The following is a 24218-nucleotide window of genomic DNA, read 5'->3' as shown; positions in this document are numbered from 1 at the left end:
GGAGGAGGGCAGTTCCGTGTTCAGTCGCGGGGGAAGTCGGAGGTCTCCAGGGTGAGGCCGACGACGGTCCCGGTGAGGTCGACGGGGGTGCCGAAGTCGAGGCTCAGCACGCTGCGGTACTCGTCGTCCTTGGGGATCGTGTGCAGGTGCCACGTGCCGGTGTACGGGTCGACGATGAGGTACACGGGAACGCCCGCGGTGGCGTAGGTGGCCTTCTTCGAGCCGTAGTCGTTGGCGGCGGTGTCCTTGGAGATCACTTCGACGACGCATTCGATGTCCTGGTAGCGCCAGTGGCCCTTGGCGTCAGGGGAGGCGTCTTCGGACAGGGCCACGACATCGGAGGCGAAGCCGTTCAGACGGCCAGGGAAGTCGATACGTACGTCGGACATCAGTCGCTTCCTCGGGTATCCGGAGCGCAACTGCTCGATGACATCGAGAATGATTTGCCAGTGAGTGCCCCGTTGCGGCGACATGTAGACGTTCCCCTCGACGATCTCGACCTTGAATCCCTCGGGGGTGGGCTCAAGCCACTCGAACATCATGTCCAGGGTGCGCTCGTCGCTGGTGTCGGCCATCTCGATCCTGTCGTCGACGACGGTCATCGTGCCGCTCCTCCCCGCTGCCGCACGGCGCGGGCAACCGCGTAGTACAACGATAGGCCCGGCCCCCTGGACACGCCGGGACGCTGGGACACTCGCCGCATGAGCAGCCAGAGACTCTTCGCCGCCGTCCTGCCGCCCGAGCCCGCCGCCGACGAGCTGGCCGCGGCCGTCAGCGCGCTGCACGCGATCCCGGGGGCCGTGAATCTCCGCTGGACCGCCCGGGCGGGCTGGCACTACACGCTGGCCTTCCTCGGGGAGGTCGACGACGATCTGCTGCCCGAGCTGTACATCCGGCTGGAGCGTGCCGCGCACCGGACCGAGCCCTTCCCGCTGAGCATCCACGGCGGCGGACGGTTTGACGGGCGGGCGCTGTGGGCGGGGGCGGAGGGCGGTATCGACACCCTGCGGCTCCTGGCGCAACGGACGCACGCCGCCGCGCGCAAGGCCGGGGTGCGGATGGAGGAGCACCGCCGCTACACCCCCCACCTCACCCTCGCGCGCAGCCGCGAGCAGACCGACCTGACCCCGTACACGGCGGCGCTGGAAGGGTTCGCGGGCATGCGCTGGGAGGCCGCGGAGCTCGGTCTCGTACGCAGCAATCTTCCCGTGGACGGGGTGCAAGGGGAGCAGCCGAGGTACGAGGTGGTACGGGCCTGGCCGCTGGGGCGGTGAGCGGGGCGGTTACGCTCGTCGGGTGGATCCGAAGACCAGAAACCGCATCATGGCCTCCGTGCTCGTACTGATGTTCGTCGTCGTGGCGGCGGCGTCCGCCCTCGGGGGCTGAGCCCGCCGAGAACGGACGCACGCGTCCGCGCCGTCTACCAGGCGAAGTTCTCCGGCGACGGCCCCGGGCCGGGGAAGATCTCGTCGAGGGCCGACAGCACCTCGTCCGACAGCTCCAGCTCCACCGCGCGCAGCGCCGAGTCGAGCTGCTCCCGCGTGCGCGGGCCGGAGATCGGCCCCGTCACGCCCGGCCGCGTGAGCAGCCAGGCCAGACCGGCCTCGCCGGGCTCCAGGCCGTGCTTCTCCAGCAGGTCCTCGTACGCCTGGACCTGCGCCCGAACCTTCGGGTCGGCGAGCGCCTCGCCGGAGCGGCCGGAGGTGGACCGGGCGCCGCCGCCGTCGCGCTCCTTGCGGATCGCGCCGCCGAGCAGTCCGCCGTGCAGCGGCGACCACGGGATGACGCCGAGGCCGTACTCCTGGGCGGCCGGGATGACCTCCATCTCGGCCCCGCGCTCCATCAGGTTGTAGATGCACTGCTCGCTGACCAGGCCGTAGCTGCCCCGCTGCCGGGCCCGCTCGTTGGCCTGGGCGATCTTGTAGCCCGAGAAGTTGGACGAGCCCGCGTAGAGGATCTTGCCCTGCTGGATCAGTACGTCGATGGCCTGCCAGATCTCGTCGATCGGGGTGTCCCGGTCGACGTGGTGGAACTGGTACAGGTCGATGTGGTCCGTCTGCAGCCGCTTGAGGCTGGCGTCGACGGCGCGGCGGATGTTGAAGGCGGAGAGCTTGTCGTGGTTGGGCCACGCCTCGCCGTCCGCGCCCATGTTGCCGTAGACCTTGGTGGCGAGGACGACCTTGTCACGGCGGTCGCCGCCCTGGGCGAACCAGGTGCCGAGGATCTCCTCGGTGCGGCCCTTGTTCTCGCCCCAGCCGTAGACGTTCGCGGTGTCGAAGAAATTGACGCCCGCCTCCAGGGCGGCGTCCATGAGCGCGTGGCTGTCGCTCTCGTTGGTCTGGGGGCCGAAGTTCATCGTCCCCAGCACGAGGCGGCTGACCTTGAGACCTGTGCGTCCGAGCTGCGTGTACTTCATGGAGCCCAAGCCAACTCCTTCGAGCGCGCTCGAAGCAAGGGGGAGCCGCTCAGGCGCGCCGCCCGAACCGGTCCAGAGCGGCCCGCACCACCCGGGACGTGGCCGCGCCGCCCAGGTGGCCCGCGTCGTCGATCACCGTCAGCTCCGCGTCCGGCCAGGCCCTGGCCAGCTCCCAGGCGGTGATCAGCGGACCGCCCAGGTCGAAGCGGCCGTGCACCAGGACACCGGGGATGCCCGCGAGCCGGCCGGCGTCCCGGATCAGCTGCCCCTCCTCCAGCCAGGCCGCATGCGAGAAGTAGTGCGCACAGATCCGGACCAACGCCAGCTGCTCACGGCCCGGCCGCCCGCTGTACGGAGGCGGGCCGCTGTGCGTCTCCATGGACAGCACCGCGTCCTCCCAGGCGCACCAGTCGGCCGTGGCCCTGGCCCGTACCTCAGGGTCGGGGCTCTCCGTCCGCCGGGCGTACGCGGCGACGAGATCCCCGGGGCCCTCGGCCTCCGGGACGCCCGCCCGGAACCGGTCCCACGCCTCGGGGAAGATCTGCCCGGCACCCCGGTACAGCCAGTCGATCTCGCTGCGGCGGGTCGTCGTCACCGCCGGGATCACGATCTCGGAGACCCGCTCCGGGTGCTGTTCGGCGTACGCGAGGATCAGCGTGGAGCCCCAGGAACCCCCGTACAGCAGCCACTTCCCGATGCCGAGGTGGGAGCGCAGGAGCTCCATGTCCGCGATCAGGTGCGCCGTCGTGTTGTGCCGCAGGTCGGCGGCGGGGTCGCTCGCGTGCGGGGTGGAGCGGCCGCAGTTGCGCTGGTCGAAGAGCACGACGCGGTAGAGGTCCGGGTCGAAGTCCTGGCGGGGCTTGGTGCCGCACCCCGAGCCGGGCCCGCCGTGGACGACGAGGGCGGGCTTGCCCGACGGGTTGCCGCAGACCTCCCAGTACACGTGGTTGCCGTCGCCGACGTCCAGCATTCCGTGGTCGTAGGGCTCGATCGGCGGGTACTTCCCGTCGGACTGCCTGTCCACTGCGGTGTTCCCCCTCGGTGCGTGAAGCTATTCGGTGTACATGAACGGGGTGTCGGCCGTGTTGTCCGAGTCCACGTCGTCCAGGCTCCACACGCGGAACGCGGGGGTGTCGTGCCCCGACCCCACCTCCGCGGGCACCTTCACCTCCGCGGCGAACCGGCCGTCGGGACCCGTGGTGACATCACGCACGTCGATCTCCACGGACCCGCTGTCCCGGAAGGAGATGCGGACCTGCTCCCCCGGCGCGAAGCCACTGGCCTCGACCGTGACCTTGTCCCCCACGGCGGCCGTGTACGGGGTCACGACCACGCGCGGCTCGGAGTCCGGGGACGAGGGACCGGTCGCCGGCAGGGTCTGCGCCGGCGGAGCCGACCGTTCGGCGGAAGGACCGGACTCCGTGGTCGAGGCGGGTGCCGTCACGGCTGTCGTCGCGGGCCAGGCCCGCAGGCCGTCCGAGGGGGAATCGTCGTCGGCGGCCACGGCGGCGATGCCCGCGGCGGCGATCGTCGCGACCGCCGTGATCACCGCCGCGATGATCGGCACCCGGTGGCCTCCGCCCTGGGGCGTCGGAGGATGCGGGGGCGGTGGCGGGGGCGGCGTCGGGGGGCCGGAAGGCGGAGGCGGCACCGAGGGGCCCGAGGGGGGCGGGTCGGAGGGCGGGGGTGCTGCGGGGCTGGACACGCGTGGATCCCCCTACGGGCTCGTCAAGATCGGTACAGCCGCTGAGAATACAGATCGAGGCATGACGTCCGCTGGCCAATTCCCCGCGGCGTGCAGGGAATTGGCCGAGGGAGGGGCGGGGGATCCCCGGACCTACGGTGCGATGGGCAGCCGGCGCTTGTGGTCGGTCAGGCGGTAACGGCCGACGATCGTGTCGAAGGCCTCCTGGTCCACCGGCTTGCCCTCGAGGAAGTCGTCGATGGTGTCATAGGTGACGCCGAGCGCCTGCTCGTCCGTCTTGCCCGGGTCGAGCGTCTCCAGGTCGGCCGTCGGCACCTTCCCGACCAGCTCGGCCGGGGCGCCCAGCGCCTCGGCGACGGCGCGCACCCGGCGCTTGGTCAGCCCGGTCAGGGGGACCAGGTCGGCGGCGCCGTCCCCGTACTTGGTGAAGAAGCCGGAGACCGCCTCGGCGGCGTGGTCCGTGCCGACGACGAGGCCGCTGTGCGCTCCGGCCACCGCGTACTGGGCGATCATGCGCTGCCGGGCCTTGACGTTGCCCAGCACGAAATCCTGGTGGTGGGGGTCGCGGAACGCCACGTCACCGTCGAGCAGGGACTCCTGCGTCGCGTCGGTCGCGGGCTTGATGTCCACGGTCAGCACCTGGTCGGCCTGGATGAAGGAGAGCGCGAGCTGCGCGTCGTGCTCGTCGGCCTGGACGCCGTAGGGGAGGCGCATCGCGTAGAACCGGGCCTCGTGGCCCGCGCCCCTGGCCCGCTCGACGGCGAGCTGGCACAGCCGGCCGGCGGCGGTGGAGTCGACGCCGCCGCTGATGCCGAGCACCAGGGAACGCAGACCCGTGGAGGTCAGCCGCTCGGCGAGGAAGGCCACACGGCGCTCGATCTCCTGGTGGGCGTCGAAGGTCTCCGCGACCTCCAGCTCCCGGGCGATTTCCTGCTGCAGGGCGATGTTCGCCGGCTCGCTCACGTCTGCTCCTCGGTCCGGTCCACGGTGCGCTGTCCCGCCCACCCTACCCAGGGCTCCTTCCCGCACTCCCCGACCACCGGTGGCGAGCCGTGGCGCCGGCCGTACGTCAGCCCCTGACCGCCACGTGGTACGCCGACACCCACAGCGTCGCCGCGGAGGCGAGGCCCACCACGGCGCGCACGCTCCCGTCCGACAGGCCCGCCGCGAGCAACGCGAAGCCGAGGACCGCGACGCCGCTCAGCAGCGCGGCCGTCCCCTTGTACTGCCACTGGTCGTAGAGGCGCGCGAGCGGGACGAAGTGGAGACCGACCACCAGCGCGATGGCGGGCGGAATGACGGCGGGGTGGCCGGAGGCGTTGGACCCGGCGATCACCGCGAAGACCGCCGCCAGTTCGACGACGTTGACGATGCCGACCGAACGCGCCCAGTTCGCGGGCAGCGAGACCAGCCGTGGCGAGGGCGCGGCGCCCTTGCGGTAGGCGAGGTGGAGCGCCACCGCAGTGACCGGTACGGAGGCGATCTGGACGGCCAGGGCCGCCCCCGAGGACGCCAGCCCGGAGGCCCCGGCGAAGGCCCACACGACGGCGAAGACCGACAGGACGGCGGTGCCCCGGCGGCGCAGTGACCGGGTCAGCGCGACGCACTCGGCGTCCGTGGCCGCGGGAGTCGGGGGCGTCGGCTGAGTCATCGGCCGAGACTACTGCGGGCACCGGGCCCGTCCGGCGGTTTCGGACCGGAGGGAGAATGCCTTCACTTGCGGAGGTCTCCCGTCCGGCCCTCACCGGCGGACCCGGGAGAGGTTACGCTCGACCAGGTCCAGGAGGCCCGCGAACGTACGACGAGGAGACCGCGGCATGAACGCCACCCCGCAGGTGCTGGCCGTGCTGGACGAGCTCCTCGCCTCCGCCGCCCCCGGCGAGCGCGGCGCCCTCTGGCACCTGGCCGAGCAGGGACGGGAGCTGGACGCCAACGTCGTCCGTCTGCCGCCGGGCGCCGGGGTGGGGGAGCATCAGGAGGACGTCCTGGACGTGCTGCTCGTCGTCCTCGCGGGCGGCGGGACCCTGCGTACGGGTGACGGCGACACCCTGGACCTCGCCCCGACGGCCGTCACCTGGCTGCCCCGGACCTCACGGCGGGAGCTGGAGGCGGGGCCTGACGGGCTGACGTACCTCACGGTCCACCGCCGGCGCCCGGGCCTCACGATCAGGCCGGCCGTGCGCACTCCCGCGTACGAGGGCGGCGAGGCGCCGTGCATGCTGGACCTGGTCTGCCCGGAGTGCGGCCGGCTGTCGGCCGACCGGACACCGAAGTTCTGCAGCGCGTGCGGGGAGCCGTTCCCGGAGCGCTGACGGGCCGTTCCCGGCCGGCCCTGGGCCGCATGGTTCCTCCCCGCGGACACCGGGACGCCGGGCTCGTGGGGTCCTGCCGGGTGCTTCCCCCCGGGCCAGGTGTACTCAACGCCACCCCGGACTCGGGGCGTACGCCCAATGTGCCCCTCCGCCCCGCTCCGTAGCGTCGTGGACGTGGCGCAGAGCGCGTCCGACGAGCAGAGGGTGATGGCCATGTCCGATCGCAGACGACAGCCCACGAGCAGGACCGCCGAGGCGCTTCGGCTGGTCTCCGTGAGCAAGGTGTACGGAACCGGGGACACCGCCGTGACCGCCCTGGACGGCGTGACCCTCAGCCTCCCGCGGGGAAGCTTCACCGCGGTCATGGGCCCCTCGGGTTCCGGCAAGTCCACGCTGCTCCAGTGCGCCGCCGGCCTGGACCGCCCCGACCGGGGACAGGTCGTCGTGGACGGCGAGGAGATGAGCGGTGGCGGCGAGGCCGCGCTCACGAGGTTCCGGCGGGACCGGATCGGCTTCGTCTTCCAGCAGTACAACCTGCTCCCCACCCTCACGGTCGAGGAGAACACCGCGCTGCCGCTCCGGCTCGCCGGCCGCAGGGCCGACCGGGAGGGCATCCGCGCGGTCCTCACGCAGGTCGGCCTGGGCGACCGCCTGGGCCACCTCCCCGACGAGCTCTCCGGCGGGCAGCGCCAGCGGGTCGCCATCGCGCGCGCCCTCGTGACCCGGCCCGCGGTGATCTTCGCCGACGAGCCGACCGGCGCCCTGGACACGCGCAGTGCCCGCGATGTGCTGAGCCTGCTGAAGGAGAGCGTCCGGCTGCACGGCAGCACCGTCGTGCTCGTCACCCACGACCCGGTCGCCGCCTCCTACGCCGACTCGGTCCTCTTCCTCGCGGACGGGCGGCTGGCGGGACACCTCCCCGCCCCCACCGCCGAGGCCGTCGCCGAACGCATGACCCACCTCGGGGACCGTGCGGCCGAACGGCGCGCGGGCAACGGCCCGTTGATGGAGGTCTGAGCCATGCTGTTCCTTGCCCTGCGCTCGGTCCGCAAGCGCCCCGGGCGCTTCCTGGCGACGCTGCTCTCGGCGTTCCTCGGAGCCGCGATCATCATGACGTTCAGCTCCCTGCACGACACGGCGGCGGCCCCCGGGGTCGACGAGGTCAGCTCGGAGTCCATGACCGTCTCCGCGAGCGTCGTCGGCGGATACGGCTCCCTCCTCGTCTTCTTCGCCATCGCCTCCACCCTCACCGTCAGCGTCCGCCAGCGCGCCCAGGAGGTCCACCTGCTGCGCTGCACCGGGGCGACTCCCGCCCAGGTCACGCGCATGGTCATCGGGGAGTCCGCCGTCGTCGCGCTCGTCGGCGCCGCCCTCGCCGTCGGGCCCGCCGTGCTCGGCGGCCGGCTCCTGGTCGGCCTGTTCAAGGACAGCGGCCAGGTCGCCGAGGACGTCGCCCCGGCCTTCGGCGCGACGGCCCTCGGCTCGGGCTTCGGCATCGCGGTCCTCGCCTCCGTCGGCGCCGCGTTCCTCGCCGTACGCCGCGCCACCAAGGCCGCCGCCGGTGCGCGCGGACCGTCCGGCCGCCGGGGCCGCACCCTGGCCGGCTGCGCCGCACTGGTGGCCGGGACCGGCGGGATCCTGACCACGTACGCCGTCGACAGCACCGAGGAGATGCTGATGGCGTTCCCCGCCTACGGCGCCATCCTGCTCTCCGTCGGCTTCGCCGTCCTCGCCCCGTCCATGCTGGGCAGGATCCTGGGACTGCTGCGGGGCCCCCTCGCGGCGGTGGGCGGCGCGGGCGGTTACCTGAGCGCCCGCAACCTGCGCCGCCGCGGCGCGGAACTGTCCAGCGTGCTCATGCCGATGATCGTCTTCACGGGCATGGCCACCGCCACCCTCTACATCCAGGGCGTGGAGAGCGACCGGGTCACGGCGTCCGGCCTGGACAAGACGGTCGACGACAAGAACCTGGAGACCCTCAACCTCGTCGTCGTCGGCATCATCGTCGTCTTCTCCTGCATCATGCTCGTCAACAGCCTGTACGCCGCCACCTCCTACCGCGGCCGCGAATTCGGCCAGCAGCGTCTCGCCGGTGCGACCCCCGGGCAGGTCCTGGGCACGGTCGGCTGGGAGGCGGCGCTCCTCACCCTGACCGGTCTGGTCCTGGGCACGGCCGCGGGAATCGCGGGGATCATCCCCTTCACGATGGTCCGTACCGACCAGGTCCTGCCGGACCAGGGTCCGGGCACCTGGCTGACCATCATGGCCGTCGCCACCGTGGCCACCCTCGGCACGAGCCTCGGAACCGCGCGCAGGACCCTGCGCGCGCCTGCCATCGAGGCCGTCACCGTGGCCGCGTGATCCACATGAGAGGCCCTACGTCCGAGGCCCCGTCACCTCCTCCGCCACCAGGCGGGCCGCGCGCGCGTACCGCTCCGGCTCGCCCGGCCCGGCCCGGCCCGAGGGCCCCACGAGCTCGCTGACCGCGACGAGCCGGAAGAGTAGCGCGCGGATCAGCATCTGCCGCCAGTCGGCGTGATCGCCGCCCACCGACAGCAGTTCGTCCGGGAGGTCCCACCACAGCAGACCATCGACGATCACGACGGCCTCGGCGAACAGCGGGGGCCGCCAGTAGGGCGAGAAGTCGATCACAGCCGGCAGTTCGTGCGCGGCGAGGAGGACGTTGCCGGCGAGATCGCCGTGGACGAGCTGAGCCGCACCCTGCCTCACCGGACGCCGCAGCTCCAGCAGCGCCGAGAACGACGCCGCGAGGTCCTCGGTCACCTCGACGTCCTCCTCACCCCATGCGACCCGGTCGGCCACGGCCCAGGGGTGGGACCGCCGTTCGAGGAAGGCGGGCCGGGGATGCGGCCGCAGCGCGGCGTGGAGGGCGCGGCCGGCACGCAGGACGTCGTCCCAGCGCCCTTGCGGACCGGTCTCCCCGGTCAGGAACTCACCGGCCGTCCACCCCTCCACGACGCTCCGGCCGGCGGGGGTCCGGAGCGGCCGGGGGACGCGGAAGCCATGGCCCGTCGCCAGCGCGTCGAAGAGCGAAGCGCCCCACTCGGCCTCGGTCACGGCGCCCTCGGCCGGCTTGAACACGTACCCGCCGACGAGAACACTCCGCCCCTGCCCGCCGGTCAGCGGAACAGGAGTCCCCTCCACACCGAAGGCATCGAGGACGGAACGGGGCGGAACGGCGTCGCTCATCGGCTCGGTCACGGCGCCATCCTGCGACGCGGTCCCGCCGGGCGCACCTCCATTTCTGCCGGCCCGCGGCATCGGACGGACGACGGGGCGCTGCCCGTACGAACATCGGTCCGTGGCGGGGCGGGTGAAACATTTCCCGGCGGCCACCGCATCTGAAGGGGTGTACGTGAGAGGGGGTGGCGGATGAGGCAGTCCAGGGAGGGCGCCTTCCGTGAGTTCGCGGAAGCCCGTACGGGCCATCTGTTCCGTTCGGCGTGCCTGCTGAGCGGCGGGGACACGCATCTTGCCGAGGATCTCGTGCAGGAGACGCTCGGCCGGATGTACGCGGTGTGGGGGCGCACCTCGCGGGTGGGAAACCCGGCGGCGTACGCGCAGACCGTGCTCGTGCGGTGCTACCTCGGGCACCGGCGGCGACGGTCGGCCGGCGAGCGGCCGATCGGCGACCTGCCGGAGCGCGCGGGGGAGGCGGCGGACGACGCGTCCTTGCGGATGACGCTCCTCGACGCGCTGCGCAGCCTGCCGCCCAAGGACCGGGCGGTGATCGTGCTGCGCTACTGGGAGGACCGGTCGGTCACGGAGACCGCGGACGCGCTGCACGTCAGCTCGGCGGCGGTACGCACCCGCAGCACCCGTGCGCTCGCCCGGCTGCGGGAGCACCTGGGCGGCAGCATCGGCGAGCTGGCAGCGCACTGAATTCCTTTCGTGATCCTTTTCCTTTCTCTTTCCACAGGTGTGGGGACGGTGGTGGACGGCATGCGTGAAAACGGTGCTCAGGACGACAGGGACGCCTTCGAGGGCGGGCTCGGAGCGGCGATGAAGCAGGCGGGGGAGGGCTTCTCCGTCGCGGGGCGGCCCCTCGTCGACGGGGGTGTGGCGCGCGGCCGGCGCCGGGCGGTGCTGCGGCGCGGCGCCGTGGTGACCGGGAGCGTGGCGGCGCTGGCGGTGATCGGGGTCGGCGGGACGTACGTCACCGGGGACATCGGCGTCTCGCAGGACGGAGGCAACGGGGCGGCGGTGGGCGCACAGGCGACGGACAAGGCCGGCAGGACCGAGGAGCCGTCGGACCCCTACACCGGGCAGCAGGTGATCAGGACACTCGAAGAACTGCTGCCGCCCGGGAAGTTCAGCAAGCAGACGGGCCGAGGCACCACCGGTGAGGGCGACCGGAAGGACGTGCACGCACCGTACGCCTCCGTCGTGTACGACGACGGCCACGGGAAGGCCGCCGTATCGGTGAGCCTGGACCGGCAGCACCCCGACCGGAAGCTGCCCGAGGGCGAGCTCTCCTGCCCGGACAAGAACCTGAACGCGTTCGAGTCATGCTCCGCCACGACGCTGGAGGACGGCTCGCGCCTCGTGCTGTTCAAGGGCTGGGAGTACCCGGACCGGCGCGTGGAGACCAAGCGTTGGTACGCGGACCTGCTGACGCCCGAGGGCTACCGGATCTCGGTGACCGAGTGGAACGCGCCCGCCGAGAAGGACGCCCCGGTCAGCCGCCCCGCCCCGCCGCTGTCGTCGGCCCGACTGAAGGCGCTCGTCCGGGCCGAGGAGTGGCACCCGATCATCGCGTCCCTGCCGGAGCCCGCACAGCCGCCGCTGGAACAGCCGGCCCCGCAGGGTCAGAACGGCGACGTGATCCTGGACAAGCTGATCAAGCAGCTCCCCGGCCGCCTTGCGGTGAAGGCGTCCGGCGGACAGGAGACGGAGTACGCGTACGTCGTGGTCGACGACGGAAAGGGCGAGAGCTTCGTGCAGATCAACGTCCAGCCGGGCAGGTCCGACGTCGAGGGCGAACTCTTCGGCCCCGACGCGAAGGTCCTGCCGGACGGCACGAAGGTCACCACCAGCCAGGGTCCGGGCGAGAAGGGCGGTGACGGCGTGCAGATGTGGACGGTCGACACGCTCCGCCCCGACGGCTTCCGGGTGGTGATCTCCGCCTTCAACGCGGCGAACCAGAACGAGCCCTCCACCCGCGAAACACCCGCCCTGACCCTCCCCGAACTGAAAAAGATCGCCACAAACAAGACATGGCGACCCTGACCCCCGAGGGGAGAACCGTCGTTGGGAAGAACGGGACGACAGGGTGACCTTCTTGTCCCGGTTCAGGTGTCCCGATCCTCCCAACGACCGGCTCAGGTGGGTTGTTGGGCGGCGTAGCGGAGGCCGTTCACGAGGAGGGTGATCATTCGGCGCGTGTGGTCGGTGTCGTCCTCGGTGGCGGGGACGGTGAGGTTGCGTGTGGCGATCAGCAGGTCCTCGGGGTCCACGTCGGAGCGGATCTCGCCGGCCTCCGCCGCCGCGTCGATGAGCGTGGTCAGTACGGGCATGAAGCGCTGCTCGAAGTAGGACGGCAGGCTGTCGTACGCCGAGTCCCCCGAGTGCAGGGCGGCGCTGAGCCCGCGCTTCGTGGCGAAGAAGAGCGCGAAGCGCTGGAGCCACCTGGTGAGCGCCTCCGCCGGTGCGTACTCCGCGGCGAGGGCGGGCGCTGCGTCGGCGCAGGCGTCGACCTCGTGGCGGAATACCGCGGCGATGAGGTCGGAGCGCTGCGGGAAGTGGCGGTAGAGGGTGCCTGCCCCGACGCCCGCCTTCGCGGTGATCTGGCGTACGGGCGCGTCCACTCCCGAGGTGAGGAAGACCTCCGCGGCTGCCGTGAGCAGGGCGTCCGTGTTGCGCCGTACGTCGGCGCGCACCCGCTTGGGCGGGGGCTCTCCGGCGCCGGCGGCGGCTTCGGCGTCCCGGGTCGTGTCCTCGCGCACGATGCTCCCTTGCTATACGGAACAGTGTTCCGTATTGTCGTTGCTGAACGTTGTTCCGTTTACGCAGCCTAATGCCCACGCCCCGCGTGGGCCAAGGGACGAGGAGTTCCTCATGCACTACCGCACGCTGGGCCGGACCGGGATCAAGGTCAGTCCGTACTGCCTGGGCGCGATGATGTTCGGCGCCATGGGAAATCCCGATCACGGTGAGTCCGTCAGGATCATCCACAGGGCCCTCGACGCCGGCGTCAACTTCGTCGACACCGCCGACTTCTACTCGCACGGCGAGTCCGAGGTGATCGTCGGGAAGGCGCTCAAGGGCCGCCGGGACGACGTCGTGCTGGCGACCAAGGCCCATCTGCCGATGGGGGACGACCCCAACCGGCGGGGGAGCTCCCGGCGTTGGCTGGTCCGCGCGCTGGAGGACTCGCTGCGCCGCCTGGGCACCGACCACGTCGACCTGTTCCAGGTCCACCGGCCCGATCCGGACACCGACGTGGAGGAGACGCTCTCCGCGCTCACCGACCTCGTGCGCGCCGGGAAGGTGCGGAACATCGGCGGCTCCACCTTCCCCGCCTCGGACATCGTCGAGGCGCAGTGGGTGTCCGAGCGGAGGGGCCTGGAGCGGTTCCGCACCGAGCAGCCGCCGTACTCGATCCTGAACCGGGGCATCGAGCGCGAGGTGCTGCCCGCCTGTGAGCGTTACGGCATGGGCGCCCTGGTCTGGAGTCCCCTCGCGGGCGGCCTGCTCACCGGGCGCTACCGGAAGGGTGCGGCGGCGGACACGCACCGGGCCGGCTTCGGCCACAAGCACCTCAGCGACGAGCGCCGGCTCGACGTGGTCGAGCAGCTGATCCCCGTCGCCCAGGACGCCAAGATGTCGCTGACGCACATGGCGACCGCCTTCGCGATCGCCCACCCCGCGGTCACCTCCGCGATCATCGGCCCGCGCACCATGGACCACCTCGACGACCTGCTCGCGGGCGCGGAGGTCACGCTGGACGACGAGACCCTCGACCGGATCGACGCCATCGTGCCCCCCGGCACCGACATCGGGAGGCTCGACATGGATTACGACCCTCCGGCCGTCCAGCAGGCCCGTCTGCGCCGCCGGCTGTCCGGCGAGCGCTCCGCCGCCTGACCGGGGGAACTCAGGCGGGGGCGGCTCCCGTCCGGCTGCGGCCGTACGCCGCGAGTGCGTGGAAGGCCGCCTTCGGCTCCCAGGGGAGGCCCGGGAACGCGGTGCCCGTGCGGCCGTCGGCGAGGACCCTGACCACGCCGAACGACGCCTTGTCGAAGTCACGGTCGTGGGCCGCGGGTCCCGGCGTCGTCGTCGCGTCGGGCAGGTCGTAGCGGGCGAACGTGTAGACGAAGGCCGCCTCGATGCCGGAGTCCTCGAAGACGCCGAGGAGTACGCGTACGTAAGCGGCCTGTTCCTGCTCGTCACGGACCACCGGGCGGGTGAAGCGCGCGGGGCGTGCCCTGTCGTCCCACTCGATGACCTCGTCGGCCCGGCTCGCGAGGGCGGCGCCGCCCCGGATGGGTGCGCAGCCGAACTCCGTGACCGCCGCGGGCCTGCCGTGCGAGGTCAGTGCCCGCAGTCCGTCGGCCAGTCGGCCCGCGTTCCCCGCGTCGCGGTAGCCGGCGTCGGTGGCCACCAGGTCGAAGGGCGTCCAGTCGACGCCCTCGAAGGGGAGCGAGGCGTACCCGACGCGGCCGCCGAACTCCGCCCGCACGGCGGTGACCGCGGCGCCGAGGAAGGCGTTGATCCGGGCGGACAACGCGGGGAGAGCGGCCCGCAGCCGTCGGGGGTCGGAGAGGACGGCGACCCGGTCGGCCGTGGTGGCGCCGGGGAGGAAGCCGTCGGTGAAGAGGGAGATCTCCGACCCGGTGAGGAAGACCACTTCGGCGCCGTCGCGCCGCAGCTTCTCCGCGCGGGCGGCGCTGTCGGTGAGGAAGTCGAGGAGTTCGTCCTGGCCGATGGCGTTGGTGAACGGGCAGTACCAGACGGCGAGTCCGGCCTCCGCCGCCAGCCGGGCGGCCGTCTCCAGGCGGTCGCGGTCGCCGCCGGTGACGCGGACGGCGTCGCAACGCAGCTCGTCGCGGATGATCTCCATCTCGCGGCGGACGACGGCCGGGTCGAAGGGCTCGCGGGTGGTGGTTCCGGCGCTGGTGAAGCCGGTGTCGAAGGTGATGCCGAAGGTGCGCACGGCCGGGCCCTCTCTGCGCGGAGGAAATTAGGGTACTCAACGTACCCTATGGGCTTCGGGTGCGGTCCGACGGATTTGGTGGGGCCGCGCTCCGTGCCGTAGACATCGGCGTACGGGACGAGAGGGGACGAGCAGTGCCGGAGGCCGGTGACGGGCCGAGGCGGGCCGGGGCGCGGCGGCGCGGGGCGGTGCTGGAGGACGCGATCCTCCGGGCGGCGGCCGAGGTGCTGGCGGAGTCCGGTGTCGCCGGGCTGACGATGGACGAGGTGGCCCGGCGGGCCGGCACGAACAAGAACGCGCTCTACCGCCGTTGGCCCGACCGTGTCGCGCTCGGCGTCGCCGCGTACCGCAGGCTCGCCGGGGCGGAGACCACCGTGCCGGACACCGGATCGCTGCGGGACGACGCCCTGGAGCTGCTGCGGCGCGCGAACAGCACCTGGTCGTCGCCGTACGGGGAGATCCTGCGCGGGCTGATCGCGGCGGCCGGCGGGACGCCGGGGCTGCTCGCCGAGCTGAGCGGCCCCGAGACGGGCGGCGGCGCCTACGAGGCCGCGTGGACGGCGGTGCTCGGCCGGGCGGTGTCCCGCGGCGAGGCCACGCACCGGGCGCTGCACCCCCGGGTCGCGTCCGCCCCCGTGGCGCTGCTGCGCAACGAGTACCTGGTGCGGGGGGTCCCGGCCGTGCCGGACGCCGTCCTCGTCGAGATCGTCGACGAGGTCTTCCTGCCGCTGGTCCACGGCCGGAGCGCGGGCCGGGGCACCGGCTGACCCGGAAGTGAGCTGTACCGGTCACGTACGCGGGTGCGCCTGGCAGAATCCGGCGTATGGCGGACATCATCTCGCGCGACGGCACGTGGAGTTTCGACGGGGACACGGTGCGCATCGTCCCGGGCGGCAAGGTGCACCCGGTGCGGCAGGAACTCGGCGAGCTGGCCGTCCCGCTGCACGCGGTCGCGGGGGTCTCCTTCGAGCCGGACCGCAAGGGCGGCCGGCTGCGGCTGCGGCTGCGCACCGGCGCCTGCCCGGTCCTGCGGGCCGCGGACGGCCGGCTGAAGGACGCCTCCGACCCGTATCAGCTGGTGGTGGAGAAGGACCGCACGGGCGTGGCGGAGTACCTCGTCGACGAGATACGCAACGCCCTGATCATCGAGCAGGTGCCCGACGGGCCGGTGGACCGCTTCCTGCTGCCGGGGCCGTCGGTGCCGGTGTCGGGTGGCGGCGGGGACGGCACGGCGTCCTTCGACGGGGAGACGGTCCGCCTCACCTGGAACTGGAAGGCCGAGGAGTCGAAGACCGCGGGTGGCGCGGTCACCCTTCCGCTGGCGGAGGTGACGGGGGTGCGCTGGATGCCCGCCATCGGTCTCGAGAACGGCTCCCTGCGCTTCGACCGGGGTTCCGTCTCGGCCTCGCCCGCCAAGTTCGACCCGTACTCCCTGGATCTGTGGGGGCTGTCCAAGCGGGAGTACACCGCGGTCCTGGTCGCCGCCGCCGTGCTCGTACGGATGCCGGCGCCCCCCGGGCCCGCCCTCCCGCTCGAAGCCTCCCTGGAGCCCGTGCCCTCCCCGGCGCCCGTGCCCGCCCCGTCCGCAGACGACCACGACGTCCTGCTGCGGCGGCTCCGCGAGCTCGGCGAGCTGCACCAGGCGGGCATCCTCACCGACGACGAGTTCGCCGCCGCGAAACAGGCCGTGCTGAAGCGGCTCTGACGGCGCGGGCGGAGGAGGCGGGGCCTCGCGGCGACGGGTCAGCCGAGTATCTCGGCCTGCTTGGTCATCGGGCCTCCCGCGTCACCGGTGTTGACCGTCCCGGCCGGTTCGAGCAGCAGGATGGCGGTCTCCTCCTCGGCCACCGGGCAGTGTTCCACGCCGCGGGGGACGACGAAGAGCTCGCCCGGGCCGAGCGTGACGTCTCCGTCCCGGAGCTGGATGGTCAGCCGGCCGGTGACGACCAGGAACAGCTCGTCGGTGTCCTCGTGGGTGTGCCAGACGAACTCGCCCTTCACCTTGGCGAGTTTCACCTCGTAGTCGTTGACGCCCGCCACGATCTTCGGTGACCACAGCTCGCTGAACCGTGCGAGCTTGTCGGCGAGGACGACGGGGACGGGGGGCGTGGGCATGAGGAGTCCTTCCGCGAGACTGTCGGCCCTGGGCGGTTGCCACGGTCGTTGCGCCCAGCTTGCAGCCTCCGAACTCCCGTTGTCCTGTACGTTCCTGACCAGGTGACCTGGCGCACTCCTCGTTGCACATCCGTGCGAGCGCTCACCGGTCCTGGGGGACTGTGGGCGTGGCGGCGCGGCGCGGGACGCGTAGGGCGGGTCGTACCGGGACAATGGCGCACGCGCCATCCCGTGGCGCCCGCGCCCTCTCCGGCCCGCGCGACCGCTCGACGGCGGTCGTGGGCACCGGATGTGCGGCAGACCAAGGAGGACCCGTGGTGGATGTCCCGGTGGACCAAGTGACCGGCGCGGTCGACGGTGTGCGTACGCGGGCCCGTGGGCAGCTCCTCGACGCCGGCCTGGAGCTGTTCGGGGTGTACGGCTACGCGCAGACGTCGGACTACGCCCTGTGCGCGACGGCCGGGGTGCCGGAGGAGGTGCTGCGGGAGGAGTTCGGCTCCCGGGAGGGCCTGTTGATGGCCCTGCACAACCAGATCACGACGGCCGGACTGCGGGCGTCCGAAGTGGCCCTGCTCTCCGAGGGGATGGACGACTGTCCCTTGGAGCAGCGCTTCCGGAGGCTCTTCGACGCGTACGTGTCGGCGGTGACCCGGGACCTGCGTGAGGCGCGGGTGACGTTCGTCGAGGTGCTGGGCGTGAGTCCGGCCGTGGACGTGCACTGCAAGCGGTGGCGTGACCTGTGGACCGACTTCCTCACCGGTGAGGCCGAACGTGCCGCTGTGCGCGGTGAGGTGGAGGAGCGGGACCACCGGGTGGTGGTGATGGTGATGGTGGGCACGGTCCACGAGCTCATGGCGCACCACGCCCGGCGCCCGCGCAGGGCACGGCCCGACGAGGTGTCGGAGGAGCTGACCAAGCTGGGGCTCGCGATGCTCGGGATCGAGATGGCGAGCTGAACCCGGAGCACCCCGGCACCGCTCAGAGCCGGATGTCCGCCGCTATGGGCAGGTGGTCGCTGCCCGTGGCGGGCAGCGACCGGACGCGGGTGACCGTCGCGGACCGGGTGAGGACCTGGTCGATCCGGGCGACCGGGAGCTTCGCGGGCCAGCTGAACGCGAAACCCGGACCCGGTGTGCCCATCAGCGAGGTGACCGGCTCCAGACCCCGGTCGTCCAGCGTGCTGTTGAGGTCGCCGAGGAGGACCACCCGGTCCAAGGGCTCGGCGGCGATGGCCTCACCCAGGAGAGCGGCGCTCTCGTCCCGCCGCCCGGAGGTGAGCCCGGTCGCGCCGATCCTTACGGAGGGCAGGTGGGCGACGTACACGGCGACCTCGCCCCGCGGTGTACGGGCGGTCGCGCGCAGCCCCCGGTCCCAGCCCGCACCGACGTCCTTCGGCCTGATGTCCACCAGCCGTACGCCGGTGAGGGGATGCTTCGACCAGAGCCCGACCGTGCCCTTCGTCGCGCGGTGGGGGTAGTCAGCGGCCAGGGCCGCCTCGAACGCGGGCAGGGCCGGGGCCGTCAGCTCCTCCAGGGCGACGAGGTCGGCGCCCGTCCCGGCCAACGCCCGCGCGGTGGCGGCCGGGTCGGGGTTCACGTCGCTGACGTTGTGCTGGACCACGGTGAACGTGCCGTCGGGTGCCTGGCCCCCGGAGAACAGCAGACCCCCGAAGAGCGCGGCCCAGGCGGCCGCGGGCAGCAGCAGCGCCGCCGACGCCAGGAGCGAGCGGCGCAGGAGCGCCGGGACCAGCAGGACGGGGACGGCCAGGCCGAGCCAGGGGAGGAAGGTCTCCGTCAGGCTCCCTATGCGGCCCGGGGTGTTGGGCACCAGGCCGGGGAAGACCAGCAGGACGGCTGTCAGCAGGCAGAGCAGGGCGGTCACGCGGCCCCGACGCCGGCTCCAGCCGGGCGCCCGCCCGTCCCGCTTCTTCTTCGTCACGCGTTCATGCTCCGTGAGGGTCAGGATCCGTGAGGGTCAGGGGGATCAGGCCGCAGCGGCCAGCGCTCCCGCGTACGGGCCGCCCACGCCCCAGGCCTGGTGCATCGCGTCGGCGAATGCCCCCGCGAGTTTGTGCTCACCGGTGGGGCCGGGGTGGGTGCCGTCGTAGGTGTCCGTGTGGATGTCGTAACCCGCGGGGTGCGAGGCCAGCAGGAGCGGTGACGACGCCGTGTCCAGGTCGGCGACCGCCTTCGCGAGCAGCGTGTTGAAGCGGTCGCACTCGGCGGCGAAGGGGGCGTCGGACTCCGCCCGGATGTTCGGGATGACGGGGAGCAGGACCAGCCTGATCCTCGGGTTGGCGGTGCGGGCCGCGGCGATGAACTCCCGCGCGTTCGCGGCGGTCCGCGTGCTGTCCGTGTAGAAGCCGAGGTCTATCAGGCCGAGCGAGACCAGCAGGACGTCGGCACGGGCCGCCGTGACCGTGTCGGCGATGGCCGGGGCCATGTGGAGCCAGCCCTCGCCCCAGCCGGCCAGGTGCCGGCGGGCGGGCGCGGGGAAGTCCGGGTCGGCGTAGGCGTGGGACAGCGGGGCGTCCGCCCCGGGGTCGTACAGCTCCGTACGCGGGCCGGTGATCGTGTACCCGCCGTCGCCGAGGGTTGCTCGGAGGTGCTGCCACATGCGGTAGCGCCAGGTGAAGTCGCCGGAACGCCCGATGGTCATGGAGTCGCCGACGAAGAGAAAACGCATGGCGACATCATGGCCGATCACCGCTCCGGCCTGCGACGTGACAGTGGACACTTGTGCCATGAGATCGCTGCTGACCGCCTCCGCCGCCGCCACCCTCCTGTTCCTGACGGGGACGGTGCCCGCCGTCGCGGACGACGGGGACGGGGCGGACCGCACCTTCACGATCGAGGACTCCCGCATCACCGAGTCCAGCGGCCTCGCCGCCAGCCGCATCCACCCGGGGATCTACTGGACGCACAACGACAGCGATGACGGACCGTACGTCTACGCCGTCGACTCCCGGACCGGGAAGACCGTGGCGACGATCACCATGAAGGGCGTGGGGGAGCCACGCGACGTGGAGGCGATCTCCGTCGGACCCGACGGGAATCTGTACGTCGGTGACATCGGCGACAACCTCGACGGCTCCTGGGACCACGTCTGGATCTACCGCTTCCCGGAGCCGGAGCGGCTCGCGGACGCCACCGTGCAGGCGACGCAGTTCGACGTGACGTACGCGGACGGGGCGCGCAACGCCGAGGCGATGATGGTCCATCCCACGACCGGGCGGGTCTACATCGCCTCGAAGAGGGAGGGCGGCGGAGGGCTCTACGAGGGCCCCGAGAAGCTGACCACCGGCGGGGACAACGTCTTCCGGCGCGTCGGCGAGGTGCCGTGGGTGACGGACGGGGCGTTCTCGCCGGACGGCAAGGAACTGGTGCTGCGCTCCTACTTCAGCGCCCGGCGCTACGCCTTCGAGAACGGCCGGCTCGGCGCCGACCACGCCGTGAGCGTGCCGCTCCAGGGACAGTCCGAGTCGGTGACGTACACGGCGGACGGCTCGGCGATGATGTTCGGCTCCGAGGGCAAGCAGAGCGAGGTGATCCGCGTCGGGGTGGAGGGCGGGGGCGGCGACAAGGCCTCCCCGAACGGCGGAGGCGGCGGGACGTCCTCCGACGACGGGGGCGAGGACGGCGTCTCGAAGAAGGGCACCGCGACGGGCGGCGCCGTGGCCGTCGTCGTCATCGTGCTGGCCCTGCTCGCGGCCAAGCGCCGCCGGCGGTAGGGCGCGAGCGTCCGGGGCCCGCGCCTCGCCCGTTCCGTTCAGGTGTCGTCGGTGATGGGCCGCAGCTCGTAGTGGAGCGTGCGGTCGCGCTTCAGCCGGTGGGTGAGCGGGACGGCCACGCCCTGGAGCGCCGGGTACTTCCGGGAGAGCGTCCGGGCGGCGTGGGTGTTCTCCTTCGAGTTCTGCGGCAGGAGCCGCGCCCAGGCCTTCACCGGCGGCCCTGTCGGCGCCCCCCGCACGGTGCACGGGGCGATCTCCACCACCGGATGGTTACGCATCCGGTCGACCTTCCAGGCCGAGGAGAACGTACGGATGTAGGCGTGGTCCCCCTCGACGGCGATGCTGACGGGGGTCTTGGCCGCCGATCCGTCCGGCCTGCGGCTGCTGAGCAGGACGGTGTACTGCTTCACGAACGGCTCCAGCTCACGGATCGTCTCCATACATCCCATGGTGCACGAAAGCGGGGTGATCCGGGCTGTTCGGTCACTGCTCCCCGCGCTGCCGGACCAGGGTCTCCAGGCCCTCGACGAAGCTGTTGACCGTGATGATCGCGCTGATCAGCTCGGGGTCGGTGAGCCCCATGCCCCGGAGGCCGGTGAGGGCCAGTTCGAGGCCGCGCAGGGCGCTCGGGCCGAGGACCGTGCGCGCCTGGTTGATCTTGAGGAGCCAGGGGTGGGCCCTTCGGCGGGACGCCGCGTAGGCTCCGCCCCATGCAGGCCGACGCGGCTCCCGAGCCCTTCTCCACCTCCCGTCTCGACGCGCTCCCGCTCGACGTCGCGCATGCGGAGGAGATGGCCGCGGTCCTCTTCGACCCCGCGCTGCACACCTATACGGGAGGCGCTCCGGAGGACGCCGACACCCTGCGCGCCCGCTACGAGCGCCAGAGCGCCGGCTCGCCCGACCCCGCCGAACGCTGGTGGAACTGGGTGCTCCGGGTGCGCGCCGACGGATGCCTGGCCGGTTACGTCCAGGCCACCGTGCGCGGGGCGCGGGCGGAGGTCGCCTGGGTGGTCGGGGTCCGGTGGCAGGGCAGGGGGTACGCGAAGGAGGGGGCGGCGGGACTGGTCCGGCATCTGCTGGACCAGGGCTCCGTCCGGACCGTCGTCGCCCATATCCACCCGGACCACGCCGCGTCCGCGGCCGTGGCCGCCGCAGCCGGGCTGCTGCCGACGGGCGAGCGGGAGGACGGCGAGGTGCGGTGGCTGCGGGACGCGCCCCGGGGCGCCGCTCCTGGCCGGGCGGCGGACTCCGGACACCATCCCTGATCACGACATGCCCGGAATTGTCTTATACCGTCGTAGAGCGCGGTGCGTGGAAACCGCCGCGACTGCCGAGCAATCGACGGAGGCCCTGGGATGGGCGAACTGGGGAGACTGGAGGCCCTGCGGCTCGCGGGACTGACGGCGGCGGCCGATCCCGGCATGGACCGGTTCGCGAGGCTGGTCTCCCGGTTCCTCCGCGTCCCGGTCTCGCTGGTCTCGCTGCTGGAGACCGACCGGCAGGTCTTCCCCGGCATGGTCGGTCTCCACGAGCCCTGGGCGGGGCGGCGCGAGACCCCCCTGAGCCACTCGTTCTGCCAGCACGTCGTCCTCGACGGCCGTCCGCTGATCCTGGAGGACACACGGGTGCACTCCCGGACCTGCGCCAGCCTGGCCATCCCCGACCTCCAGGTGATCGCGTACGCCGGGATGCCACTCACGGACGCCGACGGGCATGTCATGGGATCGCTCTGCGCCATCGACCACGTGCCCCGGAAGTGGACCGAGGACGAACTGCAGGACCTCGGGGACCTCACAGCCGCCTGCTCGGTGGAACTGCGCCTGCGGATCGCCACCGAGCGGATCCGGCAGGACCGTGACCACGCCGGCCTGCTGCTGCGCGCCTCCGTCGAGCTGGGCCACTCCCACGACCTCACGGACCTCACCCGCCGCCTGCGCCGCATGTTCGACGGGCCTTCCGATCCGTCCTTCGTGGGCCTGCTGCTCGCGGACGGCCAGGGGTTGTGGCGCGTGATCGATCCGGACGACGTGAAGCCGGTGGAGACCGCCATCGACCGCCTGGACCTGGACGCCGGCTTCCCCAGTACGCAGGCCATGCGCGAACAGCGCACCGTCTTCGTCCCCGGCCACGACGCACTCGTGGCCGGCTTCAGTCCCGAGGCCGTCGCCGGGTACGACGCGCTGGGGCTCCGCTCCGCGCTGTGCGTGCCGCTGCCGCGCTCCCGTGGCGTGCTGATGTGGTGCTGGCCCGGCCGCCACGTCCTGGGGGTGACGGAGGAGGCGGTCCTCACCGCGGTCGCCGGCTACGTCAGCCAGGCGGTGGACCGCACCCTGTTCGTCGAGACCCGGCTCAGCACCGCCGAACAGCTGCAGGCGGCGATGCTGACCGACCTTCCCACCGTGCCGGGCCTCGACATGTCCGCCCTGTACATGCCGGCCACCGACCAGGACATGGTGGGCGGCGACTGGTACGACGCCTACCTGCTGCCGCGGCTCCCTGCCGCCCCGCGGCGCGCTCTGATGCTGTCCATCGGCGACATCATCGGCCACGACGTGCAGGCCGCAGCTGTGATGGGCCAGGTCCGCAGCATGCTCCGCCAGGCCACCCTCGGCCATCCCGCGCACTCACCGGCCGCCGCGCTGGACGCGATCGACAGCGCCTTCGACGTGCTGCCGCTGGGCCCCGGCGCCACGGCGGTGCACGCCCGCCTCGACCCGGACGGCGACCGGTGGTGCCTGACCTGGTCCAACGCCGGGCATCCACCGCCACTGCTGCGCACGCCCGACGGCCGGGTCTCGGTCCTGGACGAGCACGACCTGCTCCTCCTCGGGGCAGCCGACGGCCTCGTCCGCCACGACCACGAGCTCAGGCTTCCTCTGGGCAGCGTGCTCCTGCTGTACACCGACGGGCTCGTCGAGCGCCGGGACACCGACATCGACGCGAGCATCGGCCGGACGGCGTCCACCCTGTCGGCACACGGTGACGAGCCGCTGCCGCAGCTCCTGGAGGCGCTCTCCCACGGCCTGGCGGACGCTCCGCAGCGGGACGACGTGGCGGTGCTCGTCGTCCGTGTCACGGGCGACGGGAACGGCCCGCCCGCACCAGCTCGGTGACGTCGAGGACGACCTCGGCGCCGATGGTGGCGGGGAGCGGGGCCTCCTGGCCCGGGGCGTAGACCTCGTGCCGGTCGTACCCAGCGGCCAGCGGTTCGGTCAGGACGTGGACCCGGCTGTGCTCGCGGTCAACGATCACGTAGACGGGGATCTTCGCGCCGGCGTACGCCACGACCTTGTTCCGCAGGTCGGCCTGGTAGTTCCCGGAGGTGACCTCCAGGACGAGGCGGAAGCAGGCGGGGTCGTAGCAGTTGTTCTCGATCAAGTGCTCGTCGATATCGGCGTCGACGATCGCGAGGTCAGGGATGGCGTAGTCCTCGGGGCCGCCGGGCAGCCACAGACCGATCGACTGGAGGACCGCGCACTCGCCGTCGTCGAGCCCTGCTGCCAGGAACGGGATCATGAGCGTGGTCAGCACGCTTGCGTGCGGCCCATCCGTGGGCGGAGCCACGGTGATGACGCCGCCGATGATCTCGACGCGGTATCCCGGGCGGAGTTGGTCCGAGAGCCGGTCGGCACTTCTGAGCAACGAATCCGGGGGGCGCTCGCGCTCGACTGCTGCTGCAGACATTGCGGGCCTCCTGGAACGTCTGGTGTCGAGAGCGTCATCGTAGGGCGGGGGCCCGGTATCCGTCGTGAGCCCGGTTCGTC

The 24218-nt window shown here is 72.4% G+C and carries 27 protein-coding genes and 1 pseudogene; 13 read left to right on the top strand and 15 right to left on the bottom strand.

The genetic code is table 11. From position 1 onward, the window contains the following. Nucleotides 1-20: 20 nt before the first annotated feature. The gene (locus AB0P41_RS15000; protein ID WP_356707866.1) at nt 21-602 is read right to left on the bottom strand and encodes a Uma2 family endonuclease; all 582 of its coding nucleotides are present in this window, start codon (nt 600-602) and stop codon (nt 21-23) included. A gap of 99 nt (nt 603-701) precedes the next feature. Here AB0P41_RS15000 and thpR point away from each other — a divergent pair, with 99 nt between their 5' ends. Next, entirely contained in the window at nt 702-1274 is a 573-nt protein-coding gene (thpR, locus tag AB0P41_RS14995; RefSeq protein WP_365932293.1) for an RNA 2',3'-cyclic phosphodiesterase, read from the top strand. A 146-nt stretch (nt 1275-1420) separates the two neighbouring features. On the opposite strand, the gene AB0P41_RS14990 is transcribed toward thpR, so the two are convergent. From AB0P41_RS14990 to AB0P41_RS14970, 5 genes are all read right to left on the bottom strand, one after another. After that, nucleotides 1421-2416: an aldo/keto reductase gene (locus tag AB0P41_RS14990; RefSeq protein WP_356707864.1), complete on the bottom strand. Its 996-nt coding sequence runs from the start codon at nt 2414-2416 to the stop codon at nt 1421-1423. A gap of 49 nt (nt 2417-2465) precedes the next feature. Continuing rightward, entirely contained in the window at nt 2466-3440 is a 975-nt protein-coding gene (gene pip / locus AB0P41_RS14985; protein WP_356707863.1) for a prolyl aminopeptidase, read from the bottom strand. Between the two features lie 27 nt (nt 3441-3467). After that, nucleotides 3468-3983, bottom strand: coding sequence for a hypothetical protein (locus AB0P41_RS14980; protein WP_356707862.1), 516 nt, complete (start codon nt 3981-3983; stop codon nt 3468-3470). 270 nt (nt 3984-4253) lie between these two features. Continuing rightward, on the bottom strand, nt 4254-5084 hold the full coding sequence (gene nadE, locus AB0P41_RS14975) for an ammonia-dependent NAD(+) synthetase (RefSeq protein ID WP_356707861.1): 831 nt from the start codon (nt 5082-5084) through the stop codon (nt 4254-4256). A 106-nt stretch (nt 5085-5190) separates the two neighbouring features. Then, nucleotides 5191-5772: a hypothetical protein gene (locus AB0P41_RS14970; RefSeq protein ID WP_365932290.1), complete on the bottom strand. Its 582-nt coding sequence runs from the start codon at nt 5770-5772 to the stop codon at nt 5191-5193. 166 nt (nt 5773-5938) lie between these two features. On the opposite strand from AB0P41_RS14970, the gene AB0P41_RS14965 reads away from it, so the two are divergent. The 3 genes from AB0P41_RS14965 (at nt 5939) to AB0P41_RS14955 (ending at nt 8794) form a co-directional block, all read left to right on the top strand. Beyond that, entirely contained in the window at nt 5939-6433 is a 495-nt protein-coding gene (locus AB0P41_RS14965) for a hypothetical protein (RefSeq protein WP_365932288.1), read from the top strand. A 207-nt stretch (nt 6434-6640) separates the two neighbouring features. Continuing rightward, nucleotides 6641-7450, top strand: coding sequence for an ABC transporter ATP-binding protein (locus AB0P41_RS14960; protein WP_365932538.1), 810 nt, complete (start codon nt 6641-6643; stop codon nt 7448-7450). Nucleotides 7451-7453: 3 nt separating this feature from the next. Further along, nucleotides 7454-8794, top strand: coding sequence for an ABC transporter permease (locus AB0P41_RS14955; protein ID WP_365932287.1), 1341 nt, complete (start codon nt 7454-7456; stop codon nt 8792-8794). A gap of 15 nt (nt 8795-8809) precedes the next feature. Here the strand turns inward: AB0P41_RS14955 and AB0P41_RS14950 are convergent, their stop codons facing one another. Continuing rightward, on the bottom strand, nt 8810-9655 hold the full coding sequence (locus tag AB0P41_RS14950; RefSeq protein ID WP_365932286.1) for an aminoglycoside phosphotransferase: 846 nt from the start codon (nt 9653-9655) through the stop codon (nt 8810-8812). A 171-nt stretch (nt 9656-9826) separates the two neighbouring features. On the opposite strand from AB0P41_RS14950, the gene AB0P41_RS14945 reads away from it, so the two are divergent. Continuing rightward, on the top strand, nt 9827-10336 hold the full coding sequence (locus tag AB0P41_RS14945) for a SigE family RNA polymerase sigma factor (RefSeq protein WP_365932285.1): 510 nt from the start codon (nt 9827-9829) through the stop codon (nt 10334-10336). 60 nt (nt 10337-10396) lie between these two features. Further along, nucleotides 10397-11683: a hypothetical protein gene (locus AB0P41_RS14940; protein WP_365932283.1), complete on the top strand. Its 1287-nt coding sequence runs from the start codon at nt 10397-10399 to the stop codon at nt 11681-11683. Between the two features lie 92 nt (nt 11684-11775). Here the strand turns inward: AB0P41_RS14940 and AB0P41_RS14935 are convergent, their stop codons facing one another. Continuing rightward, on the bottom strand, nt 11776-12399 hold the full coding sequence (locus AB0P41_RS14935; RefSeq protein ID WP_365932281.1) for a helix-turn-helix domain-containing protein: 624 nt from the start codon (nt 12397-12399) through the stop codon (nt 11776-11778). Nucleotides 12400-12511: 112 nt separating this feature from the next. On the opposite strand from AB0P41_RS14935, the gene AB0P41_RS14930 reads away from it, so the two are divergent. Then, on the top strand, nt 12512-13540 hold the full coding sequence (locus AB0P41_RS14930) for an aldo/keto reductase (protein WP_365932279.1): 1029 nt from the start codon (nt 12512-12514) through the stop codon (nt 13538-13540). Nucleotides 13541-13550: 10 nt separating this feature from the next. Here the strand turns inward: AB0P41_RS14930 and AB0P41_RS14925 are convergent, their stop codons facing one another. Then, nucleotides 13551-14609 carry a hypothetical protein gene (locus AB0P41_RS14925; protein WP_365932277.1) on the bottom strand — a complete coding sequence of 353 codons (1059 nt, stop codon included), beginning with the start codon at nt 14607-14609 and terminating at the stop codon, nt 13551-13553. Between the two features lie 134 nt (nt 14610-14743). Between AB0P41_RS14925 and AB0P41_RS14920 the strand changes: the two genes are divergently transcribed. Together AB0P41_RS14920 and AB0P41_RS14915 are read left to right on the top strand one after the other, a co-directional pair. Beyond that, nucleotides 14744-15376: a TetR/AcrR family transcriptional regulator gene (locus AB0P41_RS14920; RefSeq protein WP_365932275.1), complete on the top strand. Its 633-nt coding sequence runs from the start codon at nt 14744-14746 to the stop codon at nt 15374-15376. Between the two features lie 56 nt (nt 15377-15432). Further along, complete coding sequence (locus AB0P41_RS14915; RefSeq protein ID WP_365932274.1) at nt 15433-16314, top strand: DUF4429 domain-containing protein; 882 nt, start codon at nt 15433-15435, stop codon at nt 16312-16314. Between the two features lie 38 nt (nt 16315-16352). Here the strand turns inward: AB0P41_RS14915 and AB0P41_RS14910 are convergent, their stop codons facing one another. Beyond that, nucleotides 16353-16724: a cupin domain-containing protein gene (locus tag AB0P41_RS14910; protein WP_365932272.1), complete on the bottom strand. Its 372-nt coding sequence runs from the start codon at nt 16722-16724 to the stop codon at nt 16353-16355. Nucleotides 16725-17038: 314 nt separating this feature from the next. Between AB0P41_RS14910 and AB0P41_RS14905 the strand changes: the two genes are divergently transcribed. Further along, a complete protein-coding gene (locus tag AB0P41_RS14905) occupies nt 17039-17680 on the top strand; it encodes a TetR family transcriptional regulator (protein WP_365932270.1) in 642 nt (213 codons plus the stop codon). 22 nt (nt 17681-17702) lie between these two features. On the opposite strand, the gene AB0P41_RS14900 is transcribed toward AB0P41_RS14905, so the two are convergent. Beyond that, the gene (locus AB0P41_RS14900) at nt 17703-18662 is read right to left on the bottom strand and encodes an endonuclease/exonuclease/phosphatase family protein (protein WP_365932268.1); all 960 of its coding nucleotides are present in this window, start codon (nt 18660-18662) and stop codon (nt 17703-17705) included. A 45-nt stretch (nt 18663-18707) separates the two neighbouring features. Then, nucleotides 18708-19469, bottom strand: a complete 762-nt coding sequence (locus AB0P41_RS14895) for a GDSL-type esterase/lipase family protein (RefSeq protein WP_365932266.1) — start codon at nt 19467-19469, stop codon at nt 18708-18710. Here AB0P41_RS14895 and AB0P41_RS14890 point away from each other — a divergent pair. Then, the gene (locus tag AB0P41_RS14890) at nt 19468-20454 is read left to right on the top strand and encodes a WD40 repeat domain-containing protein (RefSeq protein WP_365932264.1); all 987 of its coding nucleotides are present in this window, start codon (nt 19468-19470) and stop codon (nt 20452-20454) included. The genes AB0P41_RS14895 and AB0P41_RS14890 overlap by 2 nt on opposite strands. A gap of 38 nt (nt 20455-20492) precedes the next feature. Here AB0P41_RS14890 and AB0P41_RS14885 read toward each other — a convergent pair whose 3' ends face one another. Both AB0P41_RS14885 and AB0P41_RS14880 read right to left on the bottom strand, forming a co-directional pair. Continuing rightward, nucleotides 20493-20894 carry a PPOX class F420-dependent oxidoreductase gene (locus tag AB0P41_RS14885; protein WP_356707844.1) on the bottom strand — a complete coding sequence of 134 codons (402 nt, stop codon included), beginning with the start codon at nt 20892-20894 and terminating at the stop codon, nt 20493-20495. A 76-nt stretch (nt 20895-20970) separates the two neighbouring features. After that, a pseudogene (locus tag AB0P41_RS14880) lies at nt 20971-21138 on the bottom strand (TetR/AcrR family transcriptional regulator C-terminal domain-containing protein); the annotation flags it as partial. 26 nt (nt 21139-21164) lie between these two features. On the opposite strand from AB0P41_RS14880, the gene AB0P41_RS14875 reads away from it, so the two are divergent. Continuing rightward, nucleotides 21165-21719, top strand: a complete 555-nt coding sequence (locus AB0P41_RS14875; protein ID WP_365932262.1) for a GNAT family N-acetyltransferase — start codon at nt 21165-21167, stop codon at nt 21717-21719. A gap of 90 nt (nt 21720-21809) precedes the next feature. Beyond that, nucleotides 21810-23567, top strand: coding sequence for a GAF domain-containing SpoIIE family protein phosphatase (locus AB0P41_RS14870; protein ID WP_365932261.1), 1758 nt, complete (start codon nt 21810-21812; stop codon nt 23565-23567). On the opposite strand, the gene AB0P41_RS14865 is transcribed toward AB0P41_RS14870, so the two are convergent. Then, entirely contained in the window at nt 23527-24138 is a 612-nt protein-coding gene (locus tag AB0P41_RS14865; protein ID WP_365932259.1) for a Uma2 family endonuclease, read from the bottom strand. The two genes, AB0P41_RS14870 and AB0P41_RS14865, sit on opposite strands and share 41 nt — an antisense overlap. Nucleotides 24139-24218 lie beyond the last annotated feature (80 nt).

The sequence above is a fragment of the Streptomyces sp. NPDC079167 genome (assembly GCF_040686735.1).
Classification (GTDB): domain Bacteria; phylum Actinomycetota; class Actinomycetes; order Streptomycetales; family Streptomycetaceae; genus Streptomyces.
This window is presented reverse-complemented; position numbering and strand designations above follow the sequence as displayed.

What these genes read in the sequence shown, in the direction of transcription:
- AB0P41_RS14930 (WP_365932279.1), top strand. Translation starts at nt 12,512, where the DNA reads ATGCACTACCGCACGCTGGGCCGGACCGGGATCAAGGTCAGTCCGTAC.
- thpR (WP_365932293.1), top strand. Translation starts at nt 702, where the DNA reads ATGAGCAGCCAGAGACTCTTCGCCGCCGTCCTGCCGCCCGAGCCCGCC.
- AB0P41_RS14945 (WP_365932285.1), top strand. Translation starts at nt 9,827, where the DNA reads ATGAGGCAGTCCAGGGAGGGCGCCTTCCGTGAGTTCGCGGAAGCCCGT.
- AB0P41_RS14895 (WP_365932266.1), bottom strand. Translation starts at nt 19,469, where the DNA reads ATGGCACAAGTGTCCACTGTCACGTCGCAGGCCGGAGCGGTGATCGGC.
- AB0P41_RS14890 (WP_365932264.1), top strand. Translation starts at nt 19,468, where the DNA reads ATGAGATCGCTGCTGACCGCCTCCGCCGCCGCCACCCTCCTGTTCCTG.
- AB0P41_RS14870 (WP_365932261.1), top strand. Translation starts at nt 21,810, where the DNA reads ATGGGCGAACTGGGGAGACTGGAGGCCCTGCGGCTCGCGGGACTGACG.
- AB0P41_RS14970 (WP_365932290.1), bottom strand. Translation starts at nt 5,772, where the DNA reads ATGACTCAGCCGACGCCCCCGACTCCCGCGGCCACGGACGCCGAGTGC.
- AB0P41_RS14990 (WP_356707864.1), bottom strand. Translation starts at nt 2,416, where the DNA reads ATGAAGTACACGCAGCTCGGACGCACAGGTCTCAAGGTCAGCCGCCTC.
- AB0P41_RS14865 (WP_365932259.1), bottom strand. Translation starts at nt 24,138, where the DNA reads ATGTCTGCAGCAGCAGTCGAGCGCGAGCGCCCCCCGGATTCGTTGCTC.
- AB0P41_RS14910 (WP_365932272.1), bottom strand. Translation starts at nt 16,724, where the DNA reads ATGCCCACGCCCCCCGTCCCCGTCGTCCTCGCCGACAAGCTCGCACGG.
- AB0P41_RS14875 (WP_365932262.1), top strand. Translation starts at nt 21,165, where the DNA reads ATGCAGGCCGACGCGGCTCCCGAGCCCTTCTCCACCTCCCGTCTCGAC.
- AB0P41_RS14940 (WP_365932283.1), top strand. Translation starts at nt 10,397, where the DNA reads ATGCGTGAAAACGGTGCTCAGGACGACAGGGACGCCTTCGAGGGCGGG.
- AB0P41_RS14965 (WP_365932288.1), top strand. Translation starts at nt 5,939, where the DNA reads ATGAACGCCACCCCGCAGGTGCTGGCCGTGCTGGACGAGCTCCTCGCC.
- AB0P41_RS14955 (WP_365932287.1), top strand. Translation starts at nt 7,454, where the DNA reads ATGCTGTTCCTTGCCCTGCGCTCGGTCCGCAAGCGCCCCGGGCGCTTC.
- AB0P41_RS14960 (WP_365932538.1), top strand. Translation starts at nt 6,641, where the DNA reads ATGGCCATGTCCGATCGCAGACGACAGCCCACGAGCAGGACCGCCGAG.
- AB0P41_RS15000 (WP_356707866.1), bottom strand. Translation starts at nt 602, where the DNA reads ATGACCGTCGTCGACGACAGGATCGAGATGGCCGACACCAGCGACGAG.
- AB0P41_RS14915 (WP_365932274.1), top strand. Translation starts at nt 15,433, where the DNA reads ATGGCGGACATCATCTCGCGCGACGGCACGTGGAGTTTCGACGGGGAC.
- AB0P41_RS14885 (WP_356707844.1), bottom strand. Translation starts at nt 20,894, where the DNA reads ATGGAGACGATCCGTGAGCTGGAGCCGTTCGTGAAGCAGTACACCGTC.